This window comes from Enterococcus ureilyticus (genome assembly GCF_001730315.1).
GTDB lineage: Bacteria > Bacillota > Bacilli > Lactobacillales > Enterococcaceae > Enterococcus_L > Enterococcus_L ureilyticus.
This window is the reverse complement of sequence record NZ_MIKC01000006.1, coordinates 58,453-82,695: the sequence shown is the minus strand read 5'-3', so window position 1 is coordinate 82,695 and position 24,243 is coordinate 58,453. Positions and strand designations below refer to the sequence as shown.

General features: G+C 36.7%; 22 protein-coding genes and 1 pseudogene. 6 read left to right on the top strand and 17 right to left on the bottom strand.

Annotated elements, in window-relative coordinates; translation table 11 throughout:
- Positions 1-17: 17 nt before the first annotated feature.
- The 3 genes from kdpA to BCR24_RS04695 form a co-directional block, all read right to left on the bottom strand.
- Positions 18-1,700: a potassium-transporting ATPase subunit KdpA gene (gene kdpA / locus BCR24_RS04705; protein ID WP_069639411.1), complete on the bottom strand. Its 1,683-nt coding sequence runs from the start codon at positions 1,698-1,700 to the stop codon at positions 18-20.
- A 354-nt stretch (positions 1,701-2,054) separates the two neighbouring features.
- Positions 2,055-2,528, bottom strand: a complete 474-nt coding sequence (locus BCR24_RS04700; RefSeq protein ID WP_069639410.1) for a glutathione peroxidase — start codon at positions 2,526-2,528, stop codon at positions 2,055-2,057.
- Positions 2,529-2,609: 81 nt separating this feature from the next.
- The gene (locus BCR24_RS04695) at positions 2,610-4,949 is read right to left on the bottom strand and encodes a helix-turn-helix domain-containing protein (protein WP_069639409.1); all 2,340 of its coding nucleotides are present in this window, start codon (positions 4,947-4,949) and stop codon (positions 2,610-2,612) included.
- Between the two features lie 187 nt (positions 4,950-5,136).
- On the opposite strand from BCR24_RS04695, the gene BCR24_RS04690 reads away from it, so the two are divergent.
- Genes BCR24_RS04690 through BCR24_RS04680 form a run of 3 tightly spaced genes read left to right on the top strand, consistent with a single transcriptional unit; the run spans position 5,137 to position 8,894 of the window.
- Complete coding sequence (locus tag BCR24_RS04690) at positions 5,137-6,333, top strand: M20 family metallopeptidase (RefSeq protein WP_069639408.1); 1,197 nt, start codon at positions 5,137-5,139, stop codon at positions 6,331-6,333.
- A 2-nt stretch (positions 6,334-6,335) separates the two neighbouring features.
- Positions 6,336-7,733: an MFS transporter gene (locus BCR24_RS04685; protein WP_069639407.1), complete on the top strand. Its 1,398-nt coding sequence runs from the start codon at positions 6,336-6,338 to the stop codon at positions 7,731-7,733.
- Positions 7,734-7,748: 15 nt separating this feature from the next.
- Positions 7,749-8,894 carry an ArgE/DapE family deacylase gene (locus tag BCR24_RS04680; RefSeq protein ID WP_069639406.1) on the top strand — a complete coding sequence of 382 codons (1,146 nt, stop codon included), beginning with the start codon at positions 7,749-7,751 and terminating at the stop codon, positions 8,892-8,894.
- 57 nt (positions 8,895-8,951) lie between these two features.
- On the opposite strand, the gene BCR24_RS04675 is transcribed toward BCR24_RS04680, so the two are convergent.
- Both BCR24_RS04675 and BCR24_RS04670 read right to left on the bottom strand, forming a co-directional pair.
- Positions 8,952-10,211: an MFS transporter gene (locus tag BCR24_RS04675; RefSeq protein ID WP_069639405.1), complete on the bottom strand. Its 1,260-nt coding sequence runs from the start codon at positions 10,209-10,211 to the stop codon at positions 8,952-8,954.
- 264 nt (positions 10,212-10,475) lie between these two features.
- The gene (locus BCR24_RS04670) at positions 10,476-11,807 is read right to left on the bottom strand and encodes a dihydrolipoyl dehydrogenase family protein (RefSeq protein WP_069639404.1); all 1,332 of its coding nucleotides are present in this window, start codon (positions 11,805-11,807) and stop codon (positions 10,476-10,478) included.
- A 246-nt stretch (positions 11,808-12,053) separates the two neighbouring features.
- Between BCR24_RS04670 and BCR24_RS04665 the strand changes: the two genes are divergently transcribed.
- Positions 12,054-12,380: a hypothetical protein gene (locus BCR24_RS04665; protein ID WP_069639403.1), complete on the top strand. Its 327-nt coding sequence runs from the start codon at positions 12,054-12,056 to the stop codon at positions 12,378-12,380.
- A gap of 388 nt (positions 12,381-12,768) precedes the next feature.
- Entirely contained in the window at positions 12,769-13,287 is a 519-nt protein-coding gene (locus tag BCR24_RS04660) for a LysM peptidoglycan-binding domain-containing protein (RefSeq protein WP_069639402.1), read from the top strand.
- Between the two features lie 189 nt (positions 13,288-13,476).
- Here the strand turns inward: BCR24_RS04660 and BCR24_RS04655 are convergent, their stop codons facing one another.
- The 5 genes and pseudogenes from BCR24_RS04655 to BCR24_RS16380 all read right to left on the bottom strand — a co-directional run.
- Positions 13,477-14,484: an ABC transporter substrate-binding protein gene (locus BCR24_RS04655; protein WP_069639401.1), complete on the bottom strand. Its 1,008-nt coding sequence runs from the start codon at positions 14,482-14,484 to the stop codon at positions 13,477-13,479.
- A 25-nt stretch (positions 14,485-14,509) separates the two neighbouring features.
- Entirely contained in the window at positions 14,510-15,286 is a 777-nt protein-coding gene (locus BCR24_RS04650; protein WP_069639400.1) for an ABC transporter ATP-binding protein, read from the bottom strand.
- Positions 15,287-15,288: 2 nt separating this feature from the next.
- Entirely contained in the window at positions 15,289-16,380 is a 1,092-nt protein-coding gene (locus tag BCR24_RS04645; protein WP_083244317.1) for a FecCD family ABC transporter permease, read from the bottom strand.
- Between the two features lie 35 nt (positions 16,381-16,415).
- On the bottom strand, positions 16,416-17,039 hold the full coding sequence (locus tag BCR24_RS04640) for a nitroreductase family protein (RefSeq protein WP_069639399.1): 624 nt from the start codon (positions 17,037-17,039) through the stop codon (positions 16,416-16,418).
- Positions 17,040-17,236: 197 nt separating this feature from the next.
- Positions 17,237-17,395, bottom strand: a pseudogene (locus tag BCR24_RS16380) (fibronectin type III-like domain-contianing protein); the annotation flags it as partial.
- A 333-nt stretch (positions 17,396-17,728) separates the two neighbouring features.
- Here BCR24_RS16380 and BCR24_RS04635 point away from each other — a divergent pair.
- A complete protein-coding gene (locus tag BCR24_RS04635) occupies positions 17,729-18,094 on the top strand; it encodes a hypothetical protein (RefSeq protein WP_069639398.1) in 366 nt (121 codons plus the stop codon).
- A 99-nt stretch (positions 18,095-18,193) separates the two neighbouring features.
- Here BCR24_RS04635 and BCR24_RS04630 read toward each other — a convergent pair whose 3' ends face one another.
- The 7 genes from BCR24_RS04630 to cas4 all read right to left on the bottom strand — a co-directional run bounded on the left by BCR24_RS04630 (position 18,194) and on the right by cas4 (position 24,243).
- Positions 18,194-18,730: an HdeD family acid-resistance protein gene (locus BCR24_RS04630; protein ID WP_069639397.1), complete on the bottom strand. Its 537-nt coding sequence runs from the start codon at positions 18,728-18,730 to the stop codon at positions 18,194-18,196.
- Positions 18,731-18,984: 254 nt separating this feature from the next.
- Positions 18,985-19,599, bottom strand: a complete 615-nt coding sequence (locus BCR24_RS04625) for a PepSY domain-containing protein (protein WP_069639396.1) — start codon at positions 19,597-19,599, stop codon at positions 18,985-18,987.
- 102 nt (positions 19,600-19,701) lie between these two features.
- Positions 19,702-21,081 (bottom strand): sensor histidine kinase, encoded by a 1,380-nt coding sequence (locus BCR24_RS04620; protein WP_069639395.1) that lies wholly within the window; start codon positions 21,079-21,081, stop codon positions 19,702-19,704.
- A complete protein-coding gene (locus BCR24_RS04615; RefSeq protein ID WP_069639394.1) occupies positions 21,068-21,775 on the bottom strand; it encodes a response regulator transcription factor in 708 nt (235 codons plus the stop codon). Before BCR24_RS04615 ends, BCR24_RS04620 begins: the two co-directional genes overlap by 14 nt.
- Positions 21,776-22,264: 489 nt before the next feature.
- Entirely contained in the window at positions 22,265-22,555 is a 291-nt protein-coding gene (gene cas2, locus BCR24_RS04610) for a CRISPR-associated endonuclease Cas2 (RefSeq protein WP_069639393.1), read from the bottom strand.
- A gap of 9 nt (positions 22,556-22,564) precedes the next feature.
- Positions 22,565-23,593, bottom strand: a complete 1,029-nt coding sequence (cas1c, locus tag BCR24_RS04605; protein ID WP_069639392.1) for a type I-C CRISPR-associated endonuclease Cas1c — start codon at positions 23,591-23,593, stop codon at positions 22,565-22,567.
- Positions 23,590-24,243, bottom strand: coding sequence for a CRISPR-associated protein Cas4 (gene cas4 / locus BCR24_RS04600; protein WP_069639391.1), 654 nt, complete (start codon positions 24,241-24,243; stop codon positions 23,590-23,592). The genes cas1c and cas4 overlap by 4 nt, the downstream gene beginning before the upstream one ends.

Sequence of the window (24,243 nt, the reverse complement as noted above, 5' to 3'; positions counted from 1 at the left end):
TTTCCCCTTCTTTCTCTTTATTTTGTCATAAAGTGTTCTGCAATCGGACCTAAGGCCATCGATGGCAAGAAGCTCAAGGCTCCGATCACCAAGATCACAATGATCAACATCGTAACAAATGTGGCATTGGTAGTAGACAACGTACCTGGTCCAGTTGCTACGATTTTCTTTTTCCCTAAATTAGAAGCCAAATATATCACTGCGACCATCGGAACGAAACGTGAAAGAAGCATGATCAGACCACCTACTATATTTAGAAATAAGGTATCTGTCGTCAGCCCTGCAAAAGCACTTCCGTTGTTATTAGCCAAAGAAGAAAAGGCATAAAGAATTTCAGAAAACCCGTGAGGCCCTTGATTGTTTAGCCAGGACATCGCCTGCGGATTCAAAATAAACAGCATCGTTCCAATCAAGGTTAATAACAATGGGGTCAAAATCACGAGACAAGCCATTTTCATATCGAAGGGTTCGATTTTTTTTCCTAAATACTCTGGAGTTCTACCTACTAATAAACCTGCAATAAAAATAGCGAGTAAGATGAAAACGATCATCCCATACAATCCACTGCCAGCGCCACCAAAAATAATCTCTCCCAATTGCATCAAGAACATTGGAATTAATCCGCCTAACGGCATGAAGCTATCCAGCATTGCATTAATCGATCCATTAGAAGCAGCTGTTGTACTAACTGCCCAAAGACTAGACCAACCAATCCCAAAACGAGTTTCTTTTCCTTCCATATTCATTTGACCGATCACATGATTAAATTGTGGTCCGTAATATTCACTTAATACCACGCCAATTAAAGCCGCAATCAGAAATCCAAACGACACAATCATGATCGTTCTACCTTGTTTCCATTCTTTAACAAACAAACCAAAAGCCACGATCAAAGCCGCTGGTAACAATAGAATTGAACAATTTTCAACAAAATTACTGATTAAATTAGGATTTTCAAATGGATAAGCAGAGTTCCCACCAAAATAACCACCACCATTAGTGCCAAGTTGCTTGATTGCCACTTGACTAGCCACGGTTCCTAAAGGGAGAAAAATCTTTTGGCCTAATTCCAAACTAGTAGTTTCGACTGAACCAGCAAATGTTTGAACGACTCCTTGAGAAATTAAAATCAGTGAGATAACAAAAGAAAGTGGCAGTAAAATATATAAGATAATTTTCGTTAAATCTTGCCAAAAATTACCAACATATTTTGTGGTACGATTCATAAAACCACGAAGTAAAACGAACAATACTGCAATCCCCACTCCAGCTGAAACAAAATTTTGAACCGTTAAACCAAATGCTTGGGTAAAAATCGAAAGTGTCTCTTCTCCTGCATAAGCTTGCCAGTTGGTATTCGTCACAAAGCTTGCTGCTGTGTTAAAAGCAAGTGACAAGCTAGTGCCAGGAAGATTTTCTGGATTCAATGGTAAGAATTCTTGTCCTAAAAGCATCACCATCAATAGCAGCAATGAAAAGAAACTGAAAAATAAAATACTCAGCCCATATTGTTTGGCTGTCATTTCTTTTTGAGCAGGTGTCCCTAAAAATCGATAAATCCTCGTTTCTATTGGTTGAACGATTCTAGTTAATAATGTTTTTTGATTTGTCATCACTTGATGGATATAAAAACCTAATGGAATAGCGAAACCAATTAAAACAATAAAAAAGATCGCTTGTTGTATAAAAATTGTACTCACTGTTGATCCCCCCAAAATAGTTGGTAAAATAAATAAATAAGCAGTAATCCTGCGATAATTCCAGAAATAATCGTCATTAAAAATTCCTCTCCTTCATTTGCTGAAATTAGGATATCAAATTTTGTATAAAGATAGTGTTAAAGTTAGCGTTGATTCTTTATACCATCTTTATACTAGTAGGGGGGTTCATTTTTTATGAATAACAAATATAAGAAGGAGCAGAATATTAAGCGACATTAGCAAAAAAAGCCCCTGGAGAATTAATTCTCCAAGGGCTTACTCTTTATCTTTTTTCTTAGCAAAATTATTTTATCATGAGGCTACCACCAACATAAAAAATAAAAAAAGTATTTCTTACACTATTGATTCAATATCTCCAGCAATTTTTTCTGGCTCCACAGTCGGTGCAAACCGTTTCACAACATTCCCTTCACGATCCACCAAAAATTTCGTAAAGTTCCACTTGATCGCACCACCTAAAAGTCCGCCTTTTTGACTTTTCAAATAATTGTATAATGGAGCTGCGTTCTCCCCATTTACATCGATTTTGCCAAATGTTTGAAAGGTCGTTTGATACGTCAGCTGACAAAAATCGCTAATTTCCTGATTCGTGCCTGGCGCTTGATGCCCAAATTGATTACAGGGAAAATCTAGAATCTCAAACCCTTGTTCCTTATATTTTTTGTAGAGTTCTTCTAAGCCTTCATACTGAGGAGTAAAACCACAGCCAGTCGCTGTATTTACGATCAAAAGTACTTTGCCACGATATGCTTCTAGCGAAACTGTTTCATTATTGCTTGTTTTAACTTGATAATCATAGATACTCATCTTACAACGTCCTTTCTTGTTGCTATCTTGTTTCAATACTAAGCTAGTTCTTTCTTTTACGTCAAGAAAACACCCTTTTATTTATAGAAAAATCGGTGTCAATTCTAGTAGGACGACTCCATTTGTATCCAAGGTCACATAATAATTAAAAATACCGTCGATCTTGGTATCAAAAACTTTGATCTTAGGTCGAGTACTGCTCACAATATATTCTTGCGCCTCCAAATCAAGAGTGGCTGCGTTACGAAACTCTTCATATGTGTAAAACAGTGCACCATTGTGTCGATTAAATTCAATTTGCTTAATTTGATAATGTTCAGGAGTAATGCCCGCTAACGCAATGTCAATATTGACTGCTTGGCTTTTAAGGAATGCTTCCTCGGAAGATAAATGAGGATCAAAATAATTTGTATTAAACAAGAGCAGTTGATAACATCCATCCTCATAAGCTAACACATATTCTTCTCCCTGAGCTAAAACAACTCCTTTGATTCTTCTTACTAACCATAAACAAAAATAGGCTGGTCGTTTCCCACTGTAGTAATGAAATAATTCCAAGCCATCATTCTTTAAAGGACGGTCTTGTGTATGCTGCTCATATAACTCGATATTCAGCCAAAAACCAAATCCTGCTACCAATGTATCCAAAATCAAAAGATCTTTTAAAATAATCGCCCCTCTAAAAAAAGTGCCATTACTATTTCTCGTCATGCCAGTCAACGTATTCCATTCAGTCAAATACAACGGCAATTTGATTTCATATTCCTTTAAAAGATGCTTGATATGCATGGTTTTGTTCAATACATACTGATGATAATTTTTCAAATCAGGAAACGTACTGTCAAGATTTTGAAACACATAGTTTGGTTCAGCAGAAAAGGAAAGAAAGTCACATAATACAGCAATTGTTCGACAAAAAAATTGAATCTGTTCTGGCTCTTTTTTTTCAAAAAAAGGATCTGACAAAGGCATCTCTGCTCCAATTGCTATTTCATCAGAAATAGCCGTTAACATTTGTTTCACTTCTAAAAATTCAGGATAATAAGCGTCAATACTTTGCCCTTTAAACAGACAATTTACTTTCCACTGCCCTATCACTTTTGTTCCGAATTTAGTTTGAACATGGCGGAAAAATTTTCGATAAACTTCTTTTACTCGCACACTTAACTGTCTAAACTCCACAAGTGATAACTGATAAAAAATAGCCAACTGTGCCTCTTCCAAAAATGTCAAAATGTAATCCCAATTTTCAAAAGCTGGAAAAGAGTTCATTTTCGCTTCTTGATGAATCTGAACTGCTAATGGAATTTGCGTAAACAAAGAGTATACACTGATATATTTGATGTCCATTTGCTGTTTTATGGCTAAAATTTCCGTTTGAACTTTCTTTGAAGCTAACGCTTCCCATGAGCCAATGTGGATAATAATTTCCCTTTTTTGATAGTCAACATGTGTTTGTTCAGTCGTGATAAGAAGTTGTTTTGTTTTCAATGATAATTCTGATGATCGCGGTTCCTCTAGGGCATTTTGAATATAACTATATAAAGGAACCATGATTTCCTTCACTCTAGGATTTGTCATTTGGGTGCTTTGATTGATTAGGTGCGTCTGGGTATTTTCTATTAAATGTGACGAGCGATAACGGGTCGGTGAATCATGGAAAATTTGCTTAAAATGCTGTCGATACGTTTTACTATTTCGAAACCCATTATCTAATGCAATTTGCTCAATACTCTTTTTCGTATAGAGTAATTCTGACAAGCTATGTTTGACACAAACCGTCCGAACATAGTGAGAAAAATAATCCCCTGTTTCCTTCTTGAAAAACTTCGATAAAGACGATTCCGACATAAAAAAATGCTCGGCAGTCTCTGATAATAAAACCCCTTCTTGGTGATGCTCTTCAATATATTCAAGAATCTCTCTTAATTTTTGATTGTCAGATGGATGATATTCTGTGACTTCTTCCTTTTGAAAATTCTGAACCAACGATAAAATGATTTGTGCTAAAAACAAGGTGGTTTTTAATCTTTTGGAGGAATCGTTACTAAACTCTAGCAAACAAAGCTCTGCGACTTGTCTTCTTAAAGCAGCAATAGCATGCATCTTGCCGTGTTCTTTTTGTTTGGGTAAGCATTCAAAGCGTGTATTAAAAAAGCTAGGAAATTGGGTCGCAAAAAAAAGAGTATTGATGCCCAATTCTAAATAAGAACAAACCTCTACAGAATCTCTAGATAGAGCAAATTGTTCACCAGTATTGACCACAAACAGCTCACCTTCGCTGATTTGGCTTATTTCTTCATCAATTGCTATAAGCATAGCCCCTTTTAAAGCAATTAAGATTGTCGTTTCTTTGCAAAATGTGCTGATTTTAGTCTTTAATTGTCGATAATTGATCTGATAGTTTTCGTTTACAATCATTTTTGACCTCTTTCTTGGCTTCATTCTTTATTATACCATCTAAATTTGAAAATATCGTTCTATCAACAGTCTTTTTATTTCCATTCTGATCTAGTAAAAAGCCTCTTCTGAAATTAGGAAATTTCAAGCATTGTGAAGTTTTTAATTAAGCATAAAATATGTAGTGTACTTGAAAGGAGCGTTTTAAATGGATCATTTACAAACACAATTATTTAACAAACTTCAACAAAAAGAAGCGGATATGATCGCGATTCGGCGGCATTTTCATGAGCATCCAGAACTATCTTTTCATGAAACCGAAACAAGCAAGTATATCGCAGCCTTTTACGCTGGAAAAGAGTGTGACGTTCAAACGAATGTTGGCGGCGGTCACGGACTTGTCGTCGATATTCATGGCGGAAAAAAAGGACCTGTTTTAGCAATTCGAGCGGATTTCGATGCCTTACCGATCCAAGAAGATACTGGTTTACCATTTTCTTCTAAAATTCCAAATGTCATGCACGCTTGCGGACATGATGGTCATACTGCTTATATGATGATTTTGGCGGATTCATTGATTGAATTAAAAGATGAACTTGCAGGAACGATCCGTATCATTCACCAACCTGCCGAAGAAGTACCTCCTGGTGGCGCCAAAGGAATGATCGAGGCAGGTTGTTTAGATGGCGTGGATCACGTCTTAGGCATTCATGTGATGAGTATGATGCCTCTTGGCGACGTCTTATACCACAAAGGTCCTGTCCATACAGGGCGCGCAACCTTTAAAGTTATTATGCAAGGTAAAGGCGGACATGGTTCAACACCCCAAGATGCGAATGATACGATTGTTGCAGCTTCACAATTTGTAACAGCTGTTCAAACGATCGTCAGCCGTAGAATCGATCCTTTTGACACCGCAACTGTAACAATTGGTTCATTTGATGGCAAGGGTTCTGCGAATGTTATCAAAGATTCTGTCACGCTAGAAGGCGACGTACGGATCATGAAAGAAGAGACTAGAGCCATCGTAGAAAAAGAATTCAAACAAATTCTAGATGGCATTTGTCGGACATTTGGGATTCATTATGAACTTGATTATGCCAATGATTACCCTGTTTGTGTGAATGACGAACCGACAACAGAAATGGTCGCAACGGCATTGACCGAAGCGCACATTCCAGAAATCAAACAGTTAGTTGAATGTGGTCCACAAACCCCTTCTGAAGATTTTGCTTATTATGCCAAAGAACGTCCTAGCTGTTTCTTTTTCGTTGGTGCTCATAAAGAAGGAACCCCGATGTATCCTCATCATCATCCAAAATTTTATATTGACGAAGACTGTTTATTGATTGCTGCAAAATCTATGGGTGCAGCTGTTTTACACTATTTATCTAAAGGAGTTTAATGATGAAAGCAACAACACATGCAGCTGATGCTGTCACATATAAAGGAACAAATAAATTATTAGTGGGAATTGTCTTAAGCGTTTTGACCTATTGGCTTTTCGCTCAGTCTTTACTAAATATGGCGCCTGCAGTGCAAAGCGATTTAGGCGTCTCTTCAGGTGTTTTAAATATAGGAATTTCAATGACTGGTTTATTCTCAGGTATTTTTATTGTCGTTGCTGGTGGGTTAGCAGATAAGCTCGGTAGAATGAAATTAACATATATTGGTCTTATTTTAAGTGTTATCGGTTCAGGAGCCTTAGTGATAGCTCATGGTCCTGTTTTATTTATCGGCGGACGGATTTTACAAGGTTTATCTGCTGCTTGTATCATGCCTGCTACTATGGCATTAGTCAAAACATACTATGAAGGAAAAGACCGGCAACGGGCCTTGAGTTATTGGTCGATCGGGTCTTGGGGCGGCTCTGGTTTTTGTTCATTCTTTGGTGGAGCCATTGCAAGTTCTTTAGGCTGGCGCTATGTCTTTATTTTTTCTATTATTGTATCGATTTGCAGTGCGCTATTGATTTTTGGTACCCCTGAAAGTAAGGTCGTTAGTGATAAGAATAGTAAATTTGACTCGATTGGTTTGCTTTTATTTATTATTTCGATGGTGGCTTTGAATGTGGTTGTTTCTAAAGGCTCTGAGTTAGGCTGGACAAGTCCGCTCGTTCTGATTTTGGCTATAGTCGTGATCTTAGGTTTGTTTATTTTTTACAAAGTGGAGCAAGCCATCGACAATAGCTTCGTTGAATTTTCTTTATTTGAAAACCGGGGCTATCTTGGTGCAACTATTTCTAATTTCTTACTGAATGCCGTAGCAGGAACTTTGATCGTTATCAATACCTATGTCCAACAAGGTCGCGGTCTTTCTTCTGCTAAAACAGGGATGTTATCGATTGGTTATTTGTGTCTCGTTTTGATTACCATTCGAATCGGAGAAAAATTATTACAAACAATCGGAGCGAAAAAACCAATGCTTTGGGGAACAATTCTTTCTGGAATAGGTGTTGGTTTAATGGCCCTAACAATGGTTACAGGTACAGCTTACTTTGTTTTAGTCTTTATCGGCTACAGTTTATTCGGCATGGGACTAGGTATGTATGCCACACCTTCTACAGATACGGCCATTTCTAGTGTGCCAAACGAAAAAGCTGGTGTTGCTTCTGGCATTTATAAAATGGCCAGCTCACTTGGCGGCGCATTAGGTGTTGCAATCTCAGCTGCAGTCTATAACGGAGTTAGCGCTGGGGAAAATTATACTTTGGGCGCGACGTTTGGTCTATTAACCAATATTCTTTTCTGTATTTTAGCCTTAGGTTCCATCCTATTTATTATTCCAAAAGAAAATCAAGTATAAGGAGTGAATTCATTCATGGATAATCAAGAAGCATTACAATTATTGAAAGAAGTCGTCCAAATCAAAAGTGTTTTAGGACAAGAAAAACAAGTTGCCGACAAACTACAGGCTCTTTTTGAAACATATGATATTCCGTGTGAACAAGTCGAATACAGTACTGGTAGAAATCAGTTAGTCGCTACTTTAAAAGGAAATCAAGCTGGTCCGGTCTTGGGTTTTTCTGGTCATATGGACGTTGTGCCAGTTGGTGAAATTCCTTGGGATGAAGAGCCTTTTGCAGCAATTGAAAAAGAGGGTTTATTATATGGTAGAGGAACTTGTGATATGAAGTCCGGCTTGATTGCAGCTGTTGTTGCAATGATTCGTTTAAAAGAAGCTGGAGCAACCTTTAAAGGTACCATCAAACTTTTAGCAACAGTTGGCGAAGAAACAAGTGCGATTGGTTCTGGTCAATTAGTCGATCAAGGATATGCAGATGATTTAGATGCACTTGTAATCGGTGAACCTACAAATGTTGAAATCGGCGTCGCTCACAAAGGAGCTTTGTGGCCGCGGATCACGACTTACGGAAAAACAGCTCACGGTTCCATGCCGGATCAAGGGGTGAACGCAATTGAACATATGCTTTTAGTGTTGAATGCATTTAAAGAAACTTTTGATTTTTCACAATCAGTAGATGAACTCGTGGGCGCTTCTACTTCTAGCTTGGATATCATTAATGGCGGAAACGGTACGAATGTTGTTCCAGATAAATGTACAGTAGAAATCGATATTCGCACCATCAAAGCGCAAGATCATACAGAGTTAAAACAACAATTTGCTGATATGCTAGAAAAATTGAGTGCAACTGTTCCTAACTTTAAAGCGGAAGTCGAATTTATCAATGATCTCCCTTCAATGAAAACAGCAATCGATGATCCCTTCACTTTATTGACCCAACAAGCTGTTTCTGACGTTACGGGTAAGGATGCGAACACATTTGGCATGACAGGCTATACAGACGGTTCTCAATTTGGGCGTGTAAAAAAAGAGTTTCCAATTTTGATTTTGGGGCCAGGTGAAACTAAATATGCTCATCAGCCAAATGAATTCGTGAATATTCATGATTTTTACCAAATGATCACGATCAATGAAACAATCGCAAAATCATTTTTAAACTAAAATAGAGAAAATACAGACGAAGTTTACCTTTCTAATCTTCGTCTGTATTTTTCTCTATTATTCAGCGACTTCTTTTAATGCGACTATTTCTTCCGTGTTTGCTTCCCATTCACTAGTCACTTTTTTATAGCGATAGCGAATGATCACAGCTGCAACTACACCAATTGCTGTCAAGACAATGTTCAAGCCAAAAATCATAGAGACATTGATTTTTTCCAGTTGACCTGTAATATAAGGAATGACCATGACCGAAACAGACGTTGCAATTGAATAATAACTTGTGATTCGTCCTTTTCCCTTTGAAAATAGCTCTAATAACACCGCTAAACCTAATTGCCAAATCCCTCCAGCTGCGAATACCCCTATACCGATTGACGCTGCTAAAAACATCGGAACGCTTGGAAACAGCGTCATCCCGATTAATAAGACCAGTGAAATCACCGTACACCAAACGATTAATAAAGTCGGTGCTACACCTCTTTTTACAATCAAAGACGTCAAAAATACTGAGGCAAATGAACCAATGCTATACGCACTTACTAGCACCAAACTATTCGAATGATTCATCAGATTCAATGACTCAGCAAATGATGGCACCCATAAAATAAAAATATTAAAGGTAGATACACACGTAAAACTAAAAACCAATAACGCAATTCCTTCAACTTTGAACAACGGTTTTTTCTCCGCTGTATCGTGGCCGTTTTCACTGATTATTGCGGCTTCACTTAGATCCGTTTCTATTCTTTGCGGAAATCCAAGTCTAGATATATACAATAAATTAAGAAACAGACCCAACGCACAGCCGATAAAAACAAGACCATAATAGATACCATTATCCAACATAAAACGAGTCAACAAGGGTAAGATGAATTGCCCCAAAGAAATAAAAGCCTTATTCAATACACTCAGGGAACTATTATCTTTTTCATTAGGATAAGCCTCCATCAAGGTTGGATAGGTACTCGTATCTAAAAAGGCATTACTAAAGCCAGCAAATAGGGCAAAAAAGAGTCCTTGTAAATAATTCTGACTGATCAAAATCCCAATGAAGAAAATCAGATAACTAATAATACCAAGCTGAACTGTTTTTTTACGACCAAATTTATCCGAAAAGTACCCTGCAAAATATAAAATCAAGACGCGTCCTAACCCGATACCGCTAATCACTAACGTTACTTGTTGCACAGTTGCTTGCCAACTATCCATCAAGGCATTTAGATTTTGAGATAAAATAATCGCTGCCATCCCTTGAAAAATGAAATTTGTGTATAAAGAACCGATCAAAGGTTTGTAGTTTTTTTTCGTTGTGTCCATCGCTATTCTCCTAATTGTTTAAAATTAACTTTGCTCAACATTTCACTATCTATAGTTTAAAAAGAAATGCCTATAATATCTAATGCTTTATTTTCATGTAATTGATAAATAAAATTTATTGATTATATGTATGAACTGATTTTCTAATTTTGAAGATAATTATTTTATTATTGCTTATGCTTTGCTACAAGTCAATGTTTTTTCTTATAATTATAATAAAAAAACTGTAAACGAGTCTAATAACTACTCGTTTACAGTTTATCTTTAATATAAATAACTCAAATCACTGGCTACTGTCGGAGAAAGCATGATCATACTATTGACTTTGTTTGCTGTTAATTTTTGATTGATCATTAATGTAAACAAATTAATCAATTGATCGGCTTCATTCCCTAAAACGGTTGCACCAACTAATAATCCAGTTGCTTTTTCACTGACGATTTTTGCTTTGACTAAAGACTCGTTGAGATGTTTATACGTAAACCATTGTGATAAGTCTAACTCTTTCACTTCATAGTTGTCATTAGCAATCATTTGGCTATCCGTTAAACCAACTTGTGCTAATTTGGGAGAACTGAAAATAATGGTTGGGATAGCTGGATAGTCAATTGCTCCTTGAATGCTTCCAGTGAAAAGTTTAGCAAGATAACTCCCTTCAAAACTAGAAACGGGTGTTAATTTAGGTTCTTTTTTTTGTACGCAGTCTCCTAAAGCATAAATAGTTTCCACAGTGGTTTGTAAATGATCATTTACGTTCACGCCTTTGAGTGTATACTCGACTCCTATTTTTTCCAATCCCAGATCTTCAAGGTTCGGAATTCGGCCCGTGGCACAAAATACACGATCGACGATTAAATTTCCCTGGCTAGTCAGCTCAACTTTAAATTGTCGTTCTTGCTTTGTGATTGTTTCAGCCGATTCATTAAAATGAAAATAAATTCCTCGTTGTTCAAGATTTCCAATCAGCTCATGTGTTAAAGGTTCATCAAACCCCTTCAATGGTCGATCGTTATGGTGAAGCAAGTGAACCTCACTGCCGCAACTATTGGCAATATTTGCTAGTTCAAGTGAAATATAGCCGCCACCAACAAACGCGATTTTCTCAGGTAGCTCCTTCATTGCCAAAAAATCAGTGCTTGTAGCGAAATACTCTTTTCCGGGAATATCTAATATAGCTGGTCGTTGTCCAGTCGCTAGGATAAATTTATCAGCTTGATACGCCGTTGATTCTACAAGAATCGTTTGCTTGTCTTTAAACACTGCTCGCCCTGTAATCGTTTGGATGCCAGAATTTATTAGTCCCTTTTTCTGCTCGGTTGGAACAGGTTTCGTAAAGGTTTCTTTAAAATCCATTAATTCTGCCCAATTGATTTTAGGAACACTGCTGAACCCACGATTTTGCAATTGAGCTAGCTTATCTTTCGCTTCAACCGCTCCATAGAGAACTTTTTTAGGATCACACCCTCGATTTGGGCAAGTTCCGCCCCAAAGATCAGCTTCCACTACTGCTACTTCATTTCCTTCTGCCGCCAGATCATAAGCTGCTGCCATACCGCCTGGTCCGCTACCGATAATGATTACATCAAATCGTTTCATGGTGATTTCCTCCTCTAATTTCTCTCATTTGAATCCTGTCATTCAAGTTCATTATAGCAATCGATCCCTAAAAGTGCATATGATACGACGCTTAAAAAACGTTCAGATGACAGATGCATCAATCAATCACTCATATTAAAAGGAATCATTGACCATAAAAATACTTCTCGCGCGAAACTGGCGGTATTAACTGGCTTAAACAAGGCCTCTGTCTCTTCTATTACAAAGACGTTATTGGATGACGGTTTGATTTTTGAAACTGGAATCGGTAATGCTAGTACGCTAGGAGGCAGAAAACCGATCTTGCTACAATTCAATCCAAAAGCTGCATTGATTTTATCTTTTGATATCGGTGTAGATTATTTGAAAGGAACACTTGCTTATTTAGATGGAGAAGTCATCATGTCCTTACAACAGAAACGAATCGTGGTCTCAGCAAATCTAGCAGCCTTAGGAGAGTATGTCTTTTCTCTAGAATCAAAAACCTCAGTCAGTTTAAGTATTCATAGCGGAATTGCCTTGTGTTGCCAAAACTTTTTGAATATAAAAGAACTAAAGCTCTATTCTGCTTGATTTTAATTACTCTTGTAATTCATCAAATAGGCTGTTATCCTAGCCTTTCTTTGCTATTTAGATGTTAAAAGAGTGACTAAAATTTCTGATTTCCCAAGCTTTTAGCACAAATAATTCCCTTTAATAAATAAACTATTTTTTAAAAATGATAAAAACAAAAATATGTTTTTTCGAAATAATAACTATAATTAATCAGTATAGATTGAAATAAAATGTTTTTTTATTTTTCACTACATTTTATTATATTCTTTTTTTACAAATTTCTTTTTAGTAAATAGTCACTCTATTTTTTTTCCCCTTTGAGAGAGCTATAACATTGTGATATACTATAAATGCTTTGTTTTATAGTATTTCCTTATAAATTTGTTATGAAAGGAGTGAAACTATTTTGGAAGAAGAATACTCACGTCGGAAACAACAACGTCCGGCATCTACGTCAAAATCCATTGTAGTAATCGTTATTTTATTATTGCTGATAAATACGCTTATATTGGGTGTATTACTATTTCTAAATGTTCAAGCTACCTCTAAACATGAAGAGCAGTTAAACAGTATAGAAGAACAAGTTAGCCAACTTGATAAAGCACAAGTAACTAACAATACGGAACAAAACGTCTTAGCTAGCGAAAGCTCGTCCCAAGTAAGTACAACAGATGAATCTAGTTCGAGTACTGAAAGTTCAAGTGAAGTCGTTCAAACACCTGCATCCTCATCAGAAGTTGTGACGCAAACTGAACCTTCAACAGAACCTGTCCAAACACCTGCTGCAACTACTTACACTGTTCAAGCTGGTGATACACTTTCTGTTATTGCTGAAAAAAATAAGCTATCGCTTCAAGATTTAATGACAAAAAATAATCTAAGTGATTCCACCGTTTATATCGGACAAGTCTTATCATTACAATAGCGGTCTATTTTCCCCTACATAACTAATTTAATCAAAATAGTTACACACTAAAGAAGCGGACAGTAAACTGAAAATCAGTTTACTGCCCGCTTCTTTAGGTCATAAAAATACAAGTAAAAATACTCTATTTGATACTTTAAATTTTGGGGAATTAACTTATTTTTAGAACTTTCATCAAAAATCGAACACTTATTTTGCTGGATACATTTCGTCCGCTAATTTTTCGATTCCCTCTAATGATTGATAACCATAACCAAACATATAATTATAATCCACAGCATAAACCTGTTTATTTTTAACAGCTTTCATACTAGAAAGTTTTTGATTTTTCAATACTGCATCGATCATCGTCTCCCCAGAGATTCCATCTTTCATTGTTCCCCAATCTGCTACAATCAAAACATCTGGATCTGTTTCGATTAATTTTTCAACGCTGACTTCACCTTTTTCAGCTTTGAAGACATTGTCTAGTTTTACCATTTTGAAAATATCATTGAAAAAGGTTTCATTATGAGCAGGGTACACATATAACTCTTCTGGATCTGTGGTATGAAGATAGGCAAATGTTTGATCATTTTTGATCGTAGCTAATTTCTTATTGAGCGTTGTCTGACGTTCTTTCAACTCGGACTTGAATGTGTTCGCTTTGTCCGCTACATTGAATACTTTTCCTAAATTATCGATATCATCATAAATCGAATCAAAAGTTCCACCTGTTACAGAGGAGTTCAAGACAAATGTTTTTATTCCCATATCATTTAGGGTGTCCACAGTCCCCACACCCCAATCTTGGTTATCAAATAAACCGCCTCGTCCGTAAACTAAATCTGGATCTACGCTTAATGCCATTTCTTTGCCAATATAATCCGTCGACAAATGATTCAATTGATTAAATTCTTTTTCAACCTCTTTATCTGGCGCTCCGAAAACAGCACCTACACCAACGATTTTATCTTTTAAACCTAAATGAAGTAGTAACTCTGCTGCAGGTTGCGTATTGGCTAGAACTTTTTCAGGAGTTTTCTCAAAGGTCTGCTCTTTTTTTTGCCAGCTTTCTGCGCCTTCGGCCTTAGAAAAATTCTGAACCGTTACAGGATAGCCTTCGCCTTGTCCTTTTTCTGTAGTTTGTTGAGTGGTTTGGCTGCAACCTGTTAAAAATAGTACACCTAATAAACTAATAATGTATGCTTTTTTCATTTTTTCGCTTCCTCTTCTTTTATTGTTACATTAGTGATTCACCTAAAGAATAGGCAAACCCTAAACGCTTGGTCACAGGGTTTTGATAAATCGTACACTTCACACCATAAATTTCTTCAATCAATTCTGCCGTAAATAATGCTTCTGGCTGTCCTTCTGCAATAATTTTGCCTTGTTTCATTGCATAGATATAATCGCAATAATGAGCGGCTAATTCCAAATCATGAAGGGCTGCTAAAACGCCGATACCCAATTGTTTTACACAACTCAAAATTTCCAGTTGATAACGAATATCTAAATGATTCGTTGGTTCATCTAAGATCATATAATTAGGTTGTTGTGCAATTGTTCGTGCTAAAATCACACGTTGTTTTTCACCGCCAGATAAAGATAAAAAACTCCGGTCACAATAGTTAGTCAAATTGGTTTTGGCTAATGCATCCATCACGATTTCAACGTCTGCTTGTGTATCCGATTCTAATAATTTTTTATGCGGCGTACGACCTAACAAAACCATTTGATAGACACTTAAATCGAAATTCAACTCATTGAATTGATTGACGACGCCTAATTGTTGCGCAACTTTCTTTTCAGAAACAGCGAGTAAATCTAACTCATCTAAAAAGACACTACCTGCTTGAGGTTTGATGCCTTTATAAATTCCTTTGAGCATTGTTGATTTACCACAGCCATTGGCCCCAATGATCCCCACAAACTGTTGTTTTCGTGTTTGAAAAGAGATACTTTTAACGATTGCTTCTTGTCCGATCAGGATTTCTAAATCTTTTACATGTAATTCCATTGCTAGCCTCCGAAATTGTAGCCTTTTTTGACAATAATGTAGATAAATAATGGCGCTCCGATCACCGAAGTAATGATTCCGATTGGTAATTCAACACTTGGGATCAAGATTCTTGAAAGAACATCCGCCCAAATCATAAAAAGAGAACCTGACAAAGCTACGATCGGCAATAGACGTTTATGATCTGACCCCACCAACCCACGAACAATGTGTGGAATAATCAGCCCGACAAAGCCGATCATACCAGAATAGGCCACGATCACACCTGTTAATAGAGCCGCCAATAATAAATACAGCTGTCGATACTTACTCAAAGGAACACCCAACGTAATCGCTGCCTCATCGCCTAATAACATCACGTTCAAGATACGATGCTGAAATAAAAAGAAAACAGTAATCAATACAACAACCGTCGATAAAATCGCAAGTTTATTCCAACTAGCAGAAGCCAAACTGCCCATCGCCCAAAAGGTCACTGTTTTGATGCCTTCCGCGTTATTAGCTAAGTACACAATGAAACTAGAAATTGAACTGCATAAAGCGCCAATCACAGAACCTGATAAAACTAATTTTACAGACGTCATCCGTCCACCTATACTAGACAAGAGCAGGACGCCAAAAGCCGCTGCCATGGCCCCGACAAATGCACCAAAAGCTAATCCAAACTGTGAAAAGATACTTCCTGTTCCAAAACCGACCAAAATCGCAAACGTCGCGCCTAGAGAAGCGCCTGAAGAGATTCCTAAAATATAGGGATCTGCTAATGGATTTTGTACAACCGCCTGCATTACAGCTCCAGTGATTGCTAGTCCCATTCCCACAAAAACAGCTAAAATCACACGCGGTGTCCGCACAAACCAAATAATATTTACCGCAGAATTACTTGTAATAGTATCAAGCGATCCTACTCTACCACCAGATACCTTACTCAATAAAATTTGAACAATATCCTCAATTGAAATATTCGCCTGTCCATTGATCAAAGAATAGATGATGGATAACAAAATAAAAAGGACTAAACAGACCAAAACTAATGGATAATAATGCTGTGTCTTCGCTTTGACTCTTGCATCATTTGACTTCATTACTTGCAAAAAAATACGCCCCCTGTATATCTGAAAAATCAACTTTACTCATTACTGCCACCGTTCTCTGCTAATTTCTCAGCTAGCCCTGCTGTCCAGTTTTCTACTGGGATTCTGCGACTTGTTGGCAGTTTCATTTTGGCATCTACTAAACTCAGATCAAGTAAGCCGATAATTTGTCGCTGGCTTGGTACACCAACAGCTTTTTTAAATCCTTCATCGAAAATGACAGGAATCGTCCGCCAAGTGACACCGATTTGTTTGGACCAAGCTGCTAGTTGAAAATTTTGAATAAATGCTGAAACTGCACCGACCGCTTCTAAGTTCAATTTTTCACTTGCATGAATAGGAGCCGTTACAATCAAGGTCAACGGAACATCTAGGAAATAATCCTGCGTTCTTTTTTTAGCAGTCGCTAGATTTTGCTGATCATATCGCGCCCAGATATCCAAACGATCATAGCTATTCATGATTTCTTCTACAAATAATTGCCGTTCTTGTTCTTCACTGACCGTAATGACTTCCCACGGTTCTTTTTTTGAATGGTAAGGCGCATAGCTAGAAATCTCTAATAATTCCTCTATAACATTCATAGCAATATCCTGATCCAACAAGGTTCGGATGGTTCTGCGTTTTTTTATAATCTGTTCGATTGAATAGGTCTCCATCTTATTCCTCCTAGTCTTTTATTTTTTAGGACGAACACGTCCTTATCATGATGATTCCTCTTCAGTTGAAAATGAAAATCATTCTCAATTAGAAATTAAGAGTACCATTGCACTATTTTTTTTGCAAGTCAAATTTGCTCTTGTTAACAAAAAACCGTAGCTCCAGATGATATCCAGAACTACGGCTTTCTCTAAGTTTAGCTTAATGTGAATCGTTCTTCTTGTACCTCTGTTACATTTGCACCTACAAAAACAATAAATTTCCCCGATTCTGCTGCAAAAAACATTTCTTTGGTATAGAACTTCAAGTCTTCTCTAGTCAATCGAAAAGCAACTTCTTTTTCCTCATCAGGAGCAAGTTCAACTTTTTAAAAAGCTTTCAATTCTTTTACCGGACGCGCCACTAATTCCACCATATCTTGGACATACAATTGTACAGTTTCCACAGTAGTACGTTCCGATCTATTTCTCACCGTTACAGTAACCTGAAGCTCCTCTTCCATTGTTTTACTGCTGACTTGTGGTTTGCTATATTCAACTGTAAAGTACGATAATCCATATCCAAACGGAAATAATGGTTCATTTTTAGATTGAGTGAGCGCATGTTTTATGGTACGGTTAATAGTGGTTGAACTCAAGATTTTTAGGGGATCATTCAATCTTATATTTGTTAGGGAGAAGGGGAAAAAATGAAAAAAATAATAGTAGCAGTAACTATTTTATCAATGCTGACTCTTGTTGGTTGTGGTAATTCAACTGGGGACAAAAAAACTTCCGAAAGTACAAAAACAGAAGAGCAATTTGAAAAAGAAGCAAAAAAACGCGAAGAAGATGCAAAAAGAAAACAAGAATTAGTGGAAGAAATCTCAATCATGAAAGAATCAATCGCCACTATGCAAAAATTCCAAAAAGAAAGTGAACAAATGGCAACCGAAAATACGTTTGAAGACATACAAGCGAATTTTGATGAAAGTGTTGCTGTAGGCAAACAAGGGATTGAAGATCTACAAAAACAATTAGCTGATGCTGAAGCCGAATTGAAAGAATTAAAATAATTAATGCTCTAAACCCGAAGAAACCACGTAAAAAAAGTATTTTGCTCCTTCACAACGAAAAGGAACAAAATACTTTTTTTCTCGACTACATTTGTTCAATCACTTAATATTGCGCAATTGAAAGAACGAAACGATTTCGCCGATTCCCATGAAAATCAAAATACCACCAAACAATTGGAACAGTACTAAAAGACTGCTGAATGGATTGAATGTCAATACTAAGCCAGCAATGATCAAAATCACGCTGTAGATCAGCATTGGCAACCAGCTCACATTAACATAAGCTCGTAAATTAACGGATTGAATCGCACGTGTCACGCCCACGACAACGATCACTAACCCAAGGAAAATCGGTAAAATACTAACGATCCCCTTTGCAAATACCAAGACGATTCCTGCGATCACCAATAAAATGATTCCACCAAGAAAACTCATCCCATATGTTCCTGTTTCCTTTTTAACTTTAAAGCCATCATAAAGATTCAGTACACCCATAATTGCAATATAAGCAGAAATAAAATAGACAGCCCATTGAAAGACACTTCTTGGATTGATCAAAATCAAGAGCCCAAAAATCATATAGACAATTCCTCTTAAAAGCGCATATTTTCTTAATTGATCCATAACATTATTCATAAATATCCCTCCATTAACGTTTTACTTGTTTCACTATATATTGTATAGAATTTCTTTGAATAAAACGAATAATATGGTCTATTACATCTGTGACTTCATAATGAACATAGTCTTTTTATTGACTTTAAAAGATAAATAGTCCGAAATGAAAGTGTTTATTTTCGAAGGAATTACTTTTTTCTCGCCGTTTATTTGGATAAAGAGAACGCGAGACAAAACTGTTTTTTTAGTTTTGTCTCGCGCTCCATATTTTATTAATCATCCAATTCTTGTTCTAAGACATCCCCTGTTTGGGCATTGATTTTTACAGATACTTCTTTTTTGCCTGCTTGGACTTTTACTTCCCAATAAGTAATGGACAAGTCACGTTCTAGTGACCATTCGATCGCAGTTCCCTCACCTACAGTATCTTGGGCAATTTTTGACGCTTCGTCAAGTGATTTTAGTTTGGTCAAATCTAGTGCTTCGTTTTTCTTTTCCACGCCATTTTGTTCATCTTGATCTAATGTTTCTTCACGATCTTTTGTTAATTCGCCAGTTTCAGCATGGATTTTCACTTCATATTCCTTTGAATCATCTACTCCTTTGATTTCATAATAGTAAATGCCAAACGAAGGATCTAAATCAAGGGACGTCACTGCTGTATTGGGATAGGCCGCTTCATAGGCTTTGATAGCTTCATCAACCGTTACTTTTATTTGACTTGTCTTAGTTGAATCACTTGCAATCGTACCTGAATCCGTTGGCGTTGTTTGCTTAATAGAGCTGTTACTTGTCTGTGCTTGATTTTCCAGTGATTTGTTATTACTTGTACAACCTGCTAATAATAATCCTAAGCAGACTGTTCCAATCATCATTTTTTTATTCATTTCATTCAATCCTCTCTGTTTTCCATTCGCTTTATACCCTTATCTTAACAGTTAAACGACTCAATAAAAACAAATAAAGGTGAAAGTTAAATGAAGAAATTTTCATTTTTCATGATTTATTGTAAAGGACACGGTAAAACAACTTCCTAATGGAGCCTTATCCGTTACTGTGATTTCCCCTTGATAAAGTTCAACCAGCTCTTTTACAATCGATAGTCCAATACCAGAGCCAGGAATTTTACTAGAACGTGATTGGTCGACTCGATAAAAGCGTTCAAAGATTTTCTTTTTTTCTTCGTTTGAAATACCTATTCCAGAGTCTTCCACGACCAACTGAATATTGTTGGCATTAGAAAAAAGGGTTACACCAATTGTTCCTGTATCCTCAGTATATTTCATGGCATTTTCAATCAAATTTCTCGCTATTTGATAGAAATGTTCAGTTTGACCTGTGATCAATATCCCCTCTTCTATTTGAACCGTTACGTTTTGCGTACCCATTACACTTAACTCAGTGACTGTTTGTTGGATCAAGGAAGATAAATCAACTTCTTGTAAACTTGCTTGATTTGTTAATCGCCCTAAGGTTAAAAGCTGTTCAACAAGCGTCTCCATTCGTTTTGACTCTGTATCAATATAAGTTAGTGATTTTGGGATCACTTGTGGATGTGTTTTTCCACGACGTTTGATTAAATTGACATGTCCTCTAATGGCTGCTAGTGGCGTCCGCAATTCATGAGAGGCATCTGTGACAAATTCCTGTTCTCTTTTTAGAGATTGGCGTTGCTTTTCCAATAATTCGTTAAAAGACTGCGCTATATTTTGAACCTCCAAAGGTGTCTTAGAAACGGTTAGCTTTTGTTCAATGGCTGAGCTTTCCAGCTGACTGATTTCCTCGTTCATTTTAACTAATGATTGGCTAATTTTTCTAGAGAACCGATACGTGACAAATGCACCAATCAGGATTACGATCACAGTCAAAAAAAGGGTTAAAGAAAAAATTCTACCAATTACCTCAAATTGATCTTCTAGATCCACTAATATAGTAATGTGCGCATTTCTTTTTTGGAAACTTCTATAATAGTAAGGTTCCATTTCACTTGTCCATAAAATTTGATCAAACAAAATCAATTGTTTTAAACGAGGAAATTCAGCATATAATTCTTGAGCATCCTCTGAAGAAAAAACAGTCTCACCGCTAGTTAATCCCACCCGAATCAAGTAAGGTGAATTATCTGTTACGCCATAATTCACCAAAGTCTTTTGCCATTCAACTGCCTCTTGTGCCTCATTATTTTTTAGCGATCCTTCTAGTAATACCGCTTGTTCCTCCGTTACTTCATACAATTCCGCAATTGTGATACCCATGATAGCAATACTTAAAATCACTATTGCTGAAACAAGCAGGCTGACAAAACGAACCATCAATTGAAATTGAGTCGTATTTTTTTGCTGCTGAAAAGTCTCTTTAATTCTCCTCATTATCTAACCTCAGCACATAGCCAACTCCTCGAACCGTTTGAAGTAATCGCTGACTGGGATTGCGATCCATTTTATTCCTAAGAGAACGAATATATACATCCACCACATTCGTTTGGCCAAAATAATCGTAGCCCCATACAGCATTAAGCAGCTCATCGCGCGTTAATACGACTTCTGAGTGCTTCATCAATTCTGCTAGTAGTTCGAATTCTTTTTGAGTCAGTTGAATGACTTCGCCAAAACGTTCTACTACATGCTTGGTCAAATCTAGTGTTAAATCAGCATAGTGATACACAAACTGTTTTTGTTTTTTCTCTTGTTGTTCTAAGCGACGAATAATTACTCGAATTCTCGCTAATAATTCTTCTATCTCAAAAGGTTTTGTAATATAATCGTCCGTACCAGCATCTAAACCCGTCACTTTGTCGGTCAACTGATCTCTTGCGGTCATCATAATGATTGGTACTTGACTAGTTCTTCGAATCCTTCTAGCAACTGTAATCCCATCATATTTTGGCAGCATCCAGTCCAGTAGCAGCATGGTGATTCTTTTTTGATTTTGTTTAAATAGTTCCAATGCCTGTTCACCATCCGAGGCGTAAAGAACATTATACCCTTCAAACCGAAGTTCCTCCGAAATGAAATTTGCTAAGCTTGCTTCATCTTCTATTAATAAAATGACTACTTCATTCATTCTCCCACCCGCCTTTTTTATAGAGTACCTAGTAATTTAAGTCAGGTCAATCAGGAGATGATGAAAAAATCTTCATTTTGATTTTTTTGATTTGAAGTTGTTATAGAGCTAGGCTCAAAAAACTGATATTTTGGCAGCTGAAGCAGCTATATTTCAATCCACTAGCTCTATACAGAGCTAGACGTATCAAACTAATGGAAAAATACGGTAATTGTCCTATTTCAATCCACTAGCTCTATACAGAGCTAGACAAAACAGGATGATATTATTTCCATCTGGCAGTTTACATTTCAATCCACTAGCTCTATACAGAGCTAGACTGTGAAATTAGCAAAAATATACGACAAATTTTCACCTTTCCACAAAAAAACACTTGTAAAATTAAATTTCCATGAGAGGAACAACTTTTTATTAATAAAAATGGCTAAATTTTGGTGCGGATCCCTTAGCGATTTCATGTGTACTTAGGGTTCGCACTTAATTTTCTTATTAAAATATCAGTGGCGCTTCTACATCAAAGCTCTCCTTTGCCCCTATGTGCTCTACTTTATTTTGATAATTATTTCCTAATCGATAAATGCGCAAACTATCCAGCTCTTCATCAATTAAATCAATCAGTTCTTTCTTTAATTTCGTTAACTCCGTCGCATCAACAACACATTCAAAAACAGAATTTTGAACACGCTGTCCATAATCTTGGCACTTTTTTGCCACTTTTCTTAAACGACGAGTCCCATTTTTTGAACTTGTCGCGACATCATAAGTGATCAACACTAACATACTTTTCACCTACTTCCATAAAAACGGTGGATAACCATCTAAATCATCTCTTAAAAAGCGACTTAATAACAATGCCTGAGCGTAAGGAACTAATCCCCAATTGATTTTCTCACCTAAAAACGGATGCTGAATTTGTTCTTGTTTCTTCTCTTGCCATTTTTGAAAAAAGGTACGCCTACCATCATCCGTCAAAATGACTGCACCACTTTCTTTTTTGACAAAATCCTTTTCGGTCACCATTTTCTTATTAATCAACGTTAAAACAAAACGATCCGCATAAATACCTCGCAACTCTTCCATCAAATCTAATGCTAAAGAAGCTCTACCTGGTCGATCTTGATGCATAAAGCCGACATAAGGATCCAGTCCAACCGTTTCTAATGCAGCAGCACATTCTTGCGCTAACAAAGTATACGCTAAAGAAAGCATAGCATTTACATTATCCAAAGGCGGCCGACGGTTTCTACCATAAAAACCGAAATCACTTTTTTGCTGTAAAATCATTTGATCAAACAATAGAAAATAACGATTCGCAGCTTGTCCTTCGATTCCTCTTAATGTTTCTAAATCCCCAACTTGGCGAATATCTTCAATGTATTTTTTTAATTCGCCAGAAATTTGCTTAAAACGCTCGACATCAATTCTCATCGGGTTTTCTCTAGTCATTCGCTCCAACATCCAACGTTGATTGTACAATTTACCAATAATAAAATGACGAGCAATTTCTAAGCTTTCTGCTTCTGTATCCGATAGACGGTATTGCTTTTTCCGCAATGTGACATTACCAGTTGTGCCGCCAGTCACTCGACTGCCAAACTTACCAGAATTTGTTAAAAAGGTTATGCCTATATTTTTTTCAGCGCATTTACGCATCAACGCTGGACTAGCACCTAAATAACCAGAAGTGACAATCGCTTCTATATTATGAAGTGGAACTCTATTTTTCTGTTCATCAATTTTGACCACAATATTCTCACCGTCTAAAGCTAAATAGGCATCTCGGGTTGTTACAAATAAGCTATTCAACAGTTTTTTCACTCGCATAACCTCCGATCTAAGTAGCCTTTTACTGTTTGAACATTCATTAATTTAGGTAAACAGATATTTTGTAATGAACACTTTTTACAAAAATTTCCAGTTTTAACCTTTGGCGTATAGCGTCTTTTCCAATATTGATGCATTTCTGCTACGTTTTTTTGTAATTCTTCACGTAAAGCAGACGTGATTTCGATTTCTTCTCGGCGTTTTGTTTCATGATAATATAAATAGCTTTTAGGTACTTCACAGACTAACATTTCTTCTAAGCAAACGGCTTGAGCTGTTAATTGGAATATATCACTAAGCTCTTGTTTGGGTTTACCATGCTTGTATTCAACTGGTACAGGTAAATAAGTTCCCGTTTCTCCGTTTAATGTTACACCGTTTGGATCTTGCACAAATTCCACAACATCACAGATTCCAGTAATTCCTAAAGTTGGTGAATGGATCGGCAATGCGCGAACAATCAAACAATCTTTGCGCTTTTCACGAATTGTTGGTTGATCGGCTTTTTCATGTAAATATTGACCTTCCAATGTCAGCACATTTTCTTGCCATTGCTGCTCAATATGGATCAACGCCCATTGACGACGGCAAAACAAAAAATGTTGGATACCTGAAATCATTAAATAATCTTGTTCATCGTACAT

Excerpts from the sequence above, each read along its gene's own strand:
- BCR24_RS04615 (WP_069639394.1), bottom strand. The coding sequence starts at position 21,775 with ATGAATGAAGTAGTCATTTTATTAATAGAAGATGAAGCAAGCTTAGCA.
- BCR24_RS04700 (WP_069639410.1), bottom strand. The coding sequence starts at position 2,528 with ATGAGTATCTATGATTATCAAGTTAAAACAAGCAATAATGAAACAGTT.
- BCR24_RS04630 (WP_069639397.1), bottom strand. The coding sequence starts at position 18,730 with ATGAATAATGTTATGGATCAATTAAGAAAATATGCGCTTTTAAGAGGA.
- BCR24_RS04625 (WP_069639396.1), bottom strand. The coding sequence starts at position 19,599 with ATGAATAAAAAAATGATGATTGGAACAGTCTGCTTAGGATTATTATTA.
- BCR24_RS04690 (WP_069639408.1), top strand. The coding sequence starts at position 5,137 with ATGGATCATTTACAAACACAATTATTTAACAAACTTCAACAAAAAGAA.
- BCR24_RS04670 (WP_069639404.1), bottom strand. The coding sequence starts at position 11,807 with ATGAAACGATTTGATGTAATCATTATCGGTAGCGGACCAGGCGGTATG.
- cas2 (WP_069639393.1), bottom strand. The coding sequence starts at position 22,555 with ATGTTAGTGTTGATCACTTATGATGTCGCGACAAGTTCAAAAAATGGG.
- BCR24_RS04650 (WP_069639400.1), bottom strand. The coding sequence starts at position 15,286 with ATGGAATTACATGTAAAAGATTTAGAAATCCTGATCGGACAAGAAGCA.
- BCR24_RS04655 (WP_069639401.1), bottom strand. The coding sequence starts at position 14,484 with ATGAAAAAAGCATACATTATTAGTTTATTAGGTGTACTATTTTTAACA.
- cas4 (WP_069639391.1), bottom strand. The coding sequence starts at position 24,243 with ATGTACGATGAACAAGATTATTTAATGATTTCAGGTATCCAACATTTT.
- BCR24_RS04680 (WP_069639406.1), top strand. The coding sequence starts at position 7,749 with ATGGATAATCAAGAAGCATTACAATTATTGAAAGAAGTCGTCCAAATC.
- BCR24_RS04695 (WP_069639409.1), bottom strand. The coding sequence starts at position 4,949 with ATGATTGTAAACGAAAACTATCAGATCAATTATCGACAATTAAAGACT.
- BCR24_RS04640 (WP_069639399.1), bottom strand. The coding sequence starts at position 17,039 with ATGGAGACCTATTCAATCGAACAGATTATAAAAAAACGCAGAACCATC.
- BCR24_RS04685 (WP_069639407.1), top strand. The coding sequence starts at position 6,336 with ATGAAAGCAACAACACATGCAGCTGATGCTGTCACATATAAAGGAACA.
- BCR24_RS04675 (WP_069639405.1), bottom strand. The coding sequence starts at position 10,211 with ATGGACACAACGAAAAAAAACTACAAACCTTTGATCGGTTCTTTATAC.
- BCR24_RS04635 (WP_069639398.1), top strand. The coding sequence starts at position 17,729 with ATGAAAAAAATAATAGTAGCAGTAACTATTTTATCAATGCTGACTCTT.
- BCR24_RS04620 (WP_069639395.1), bottom strand. The coding sequence starts at position 21,081 with ATGAGGAGAATTAAAGAGACTTTTCAGCAGCAAAAAAATACGACTCAA.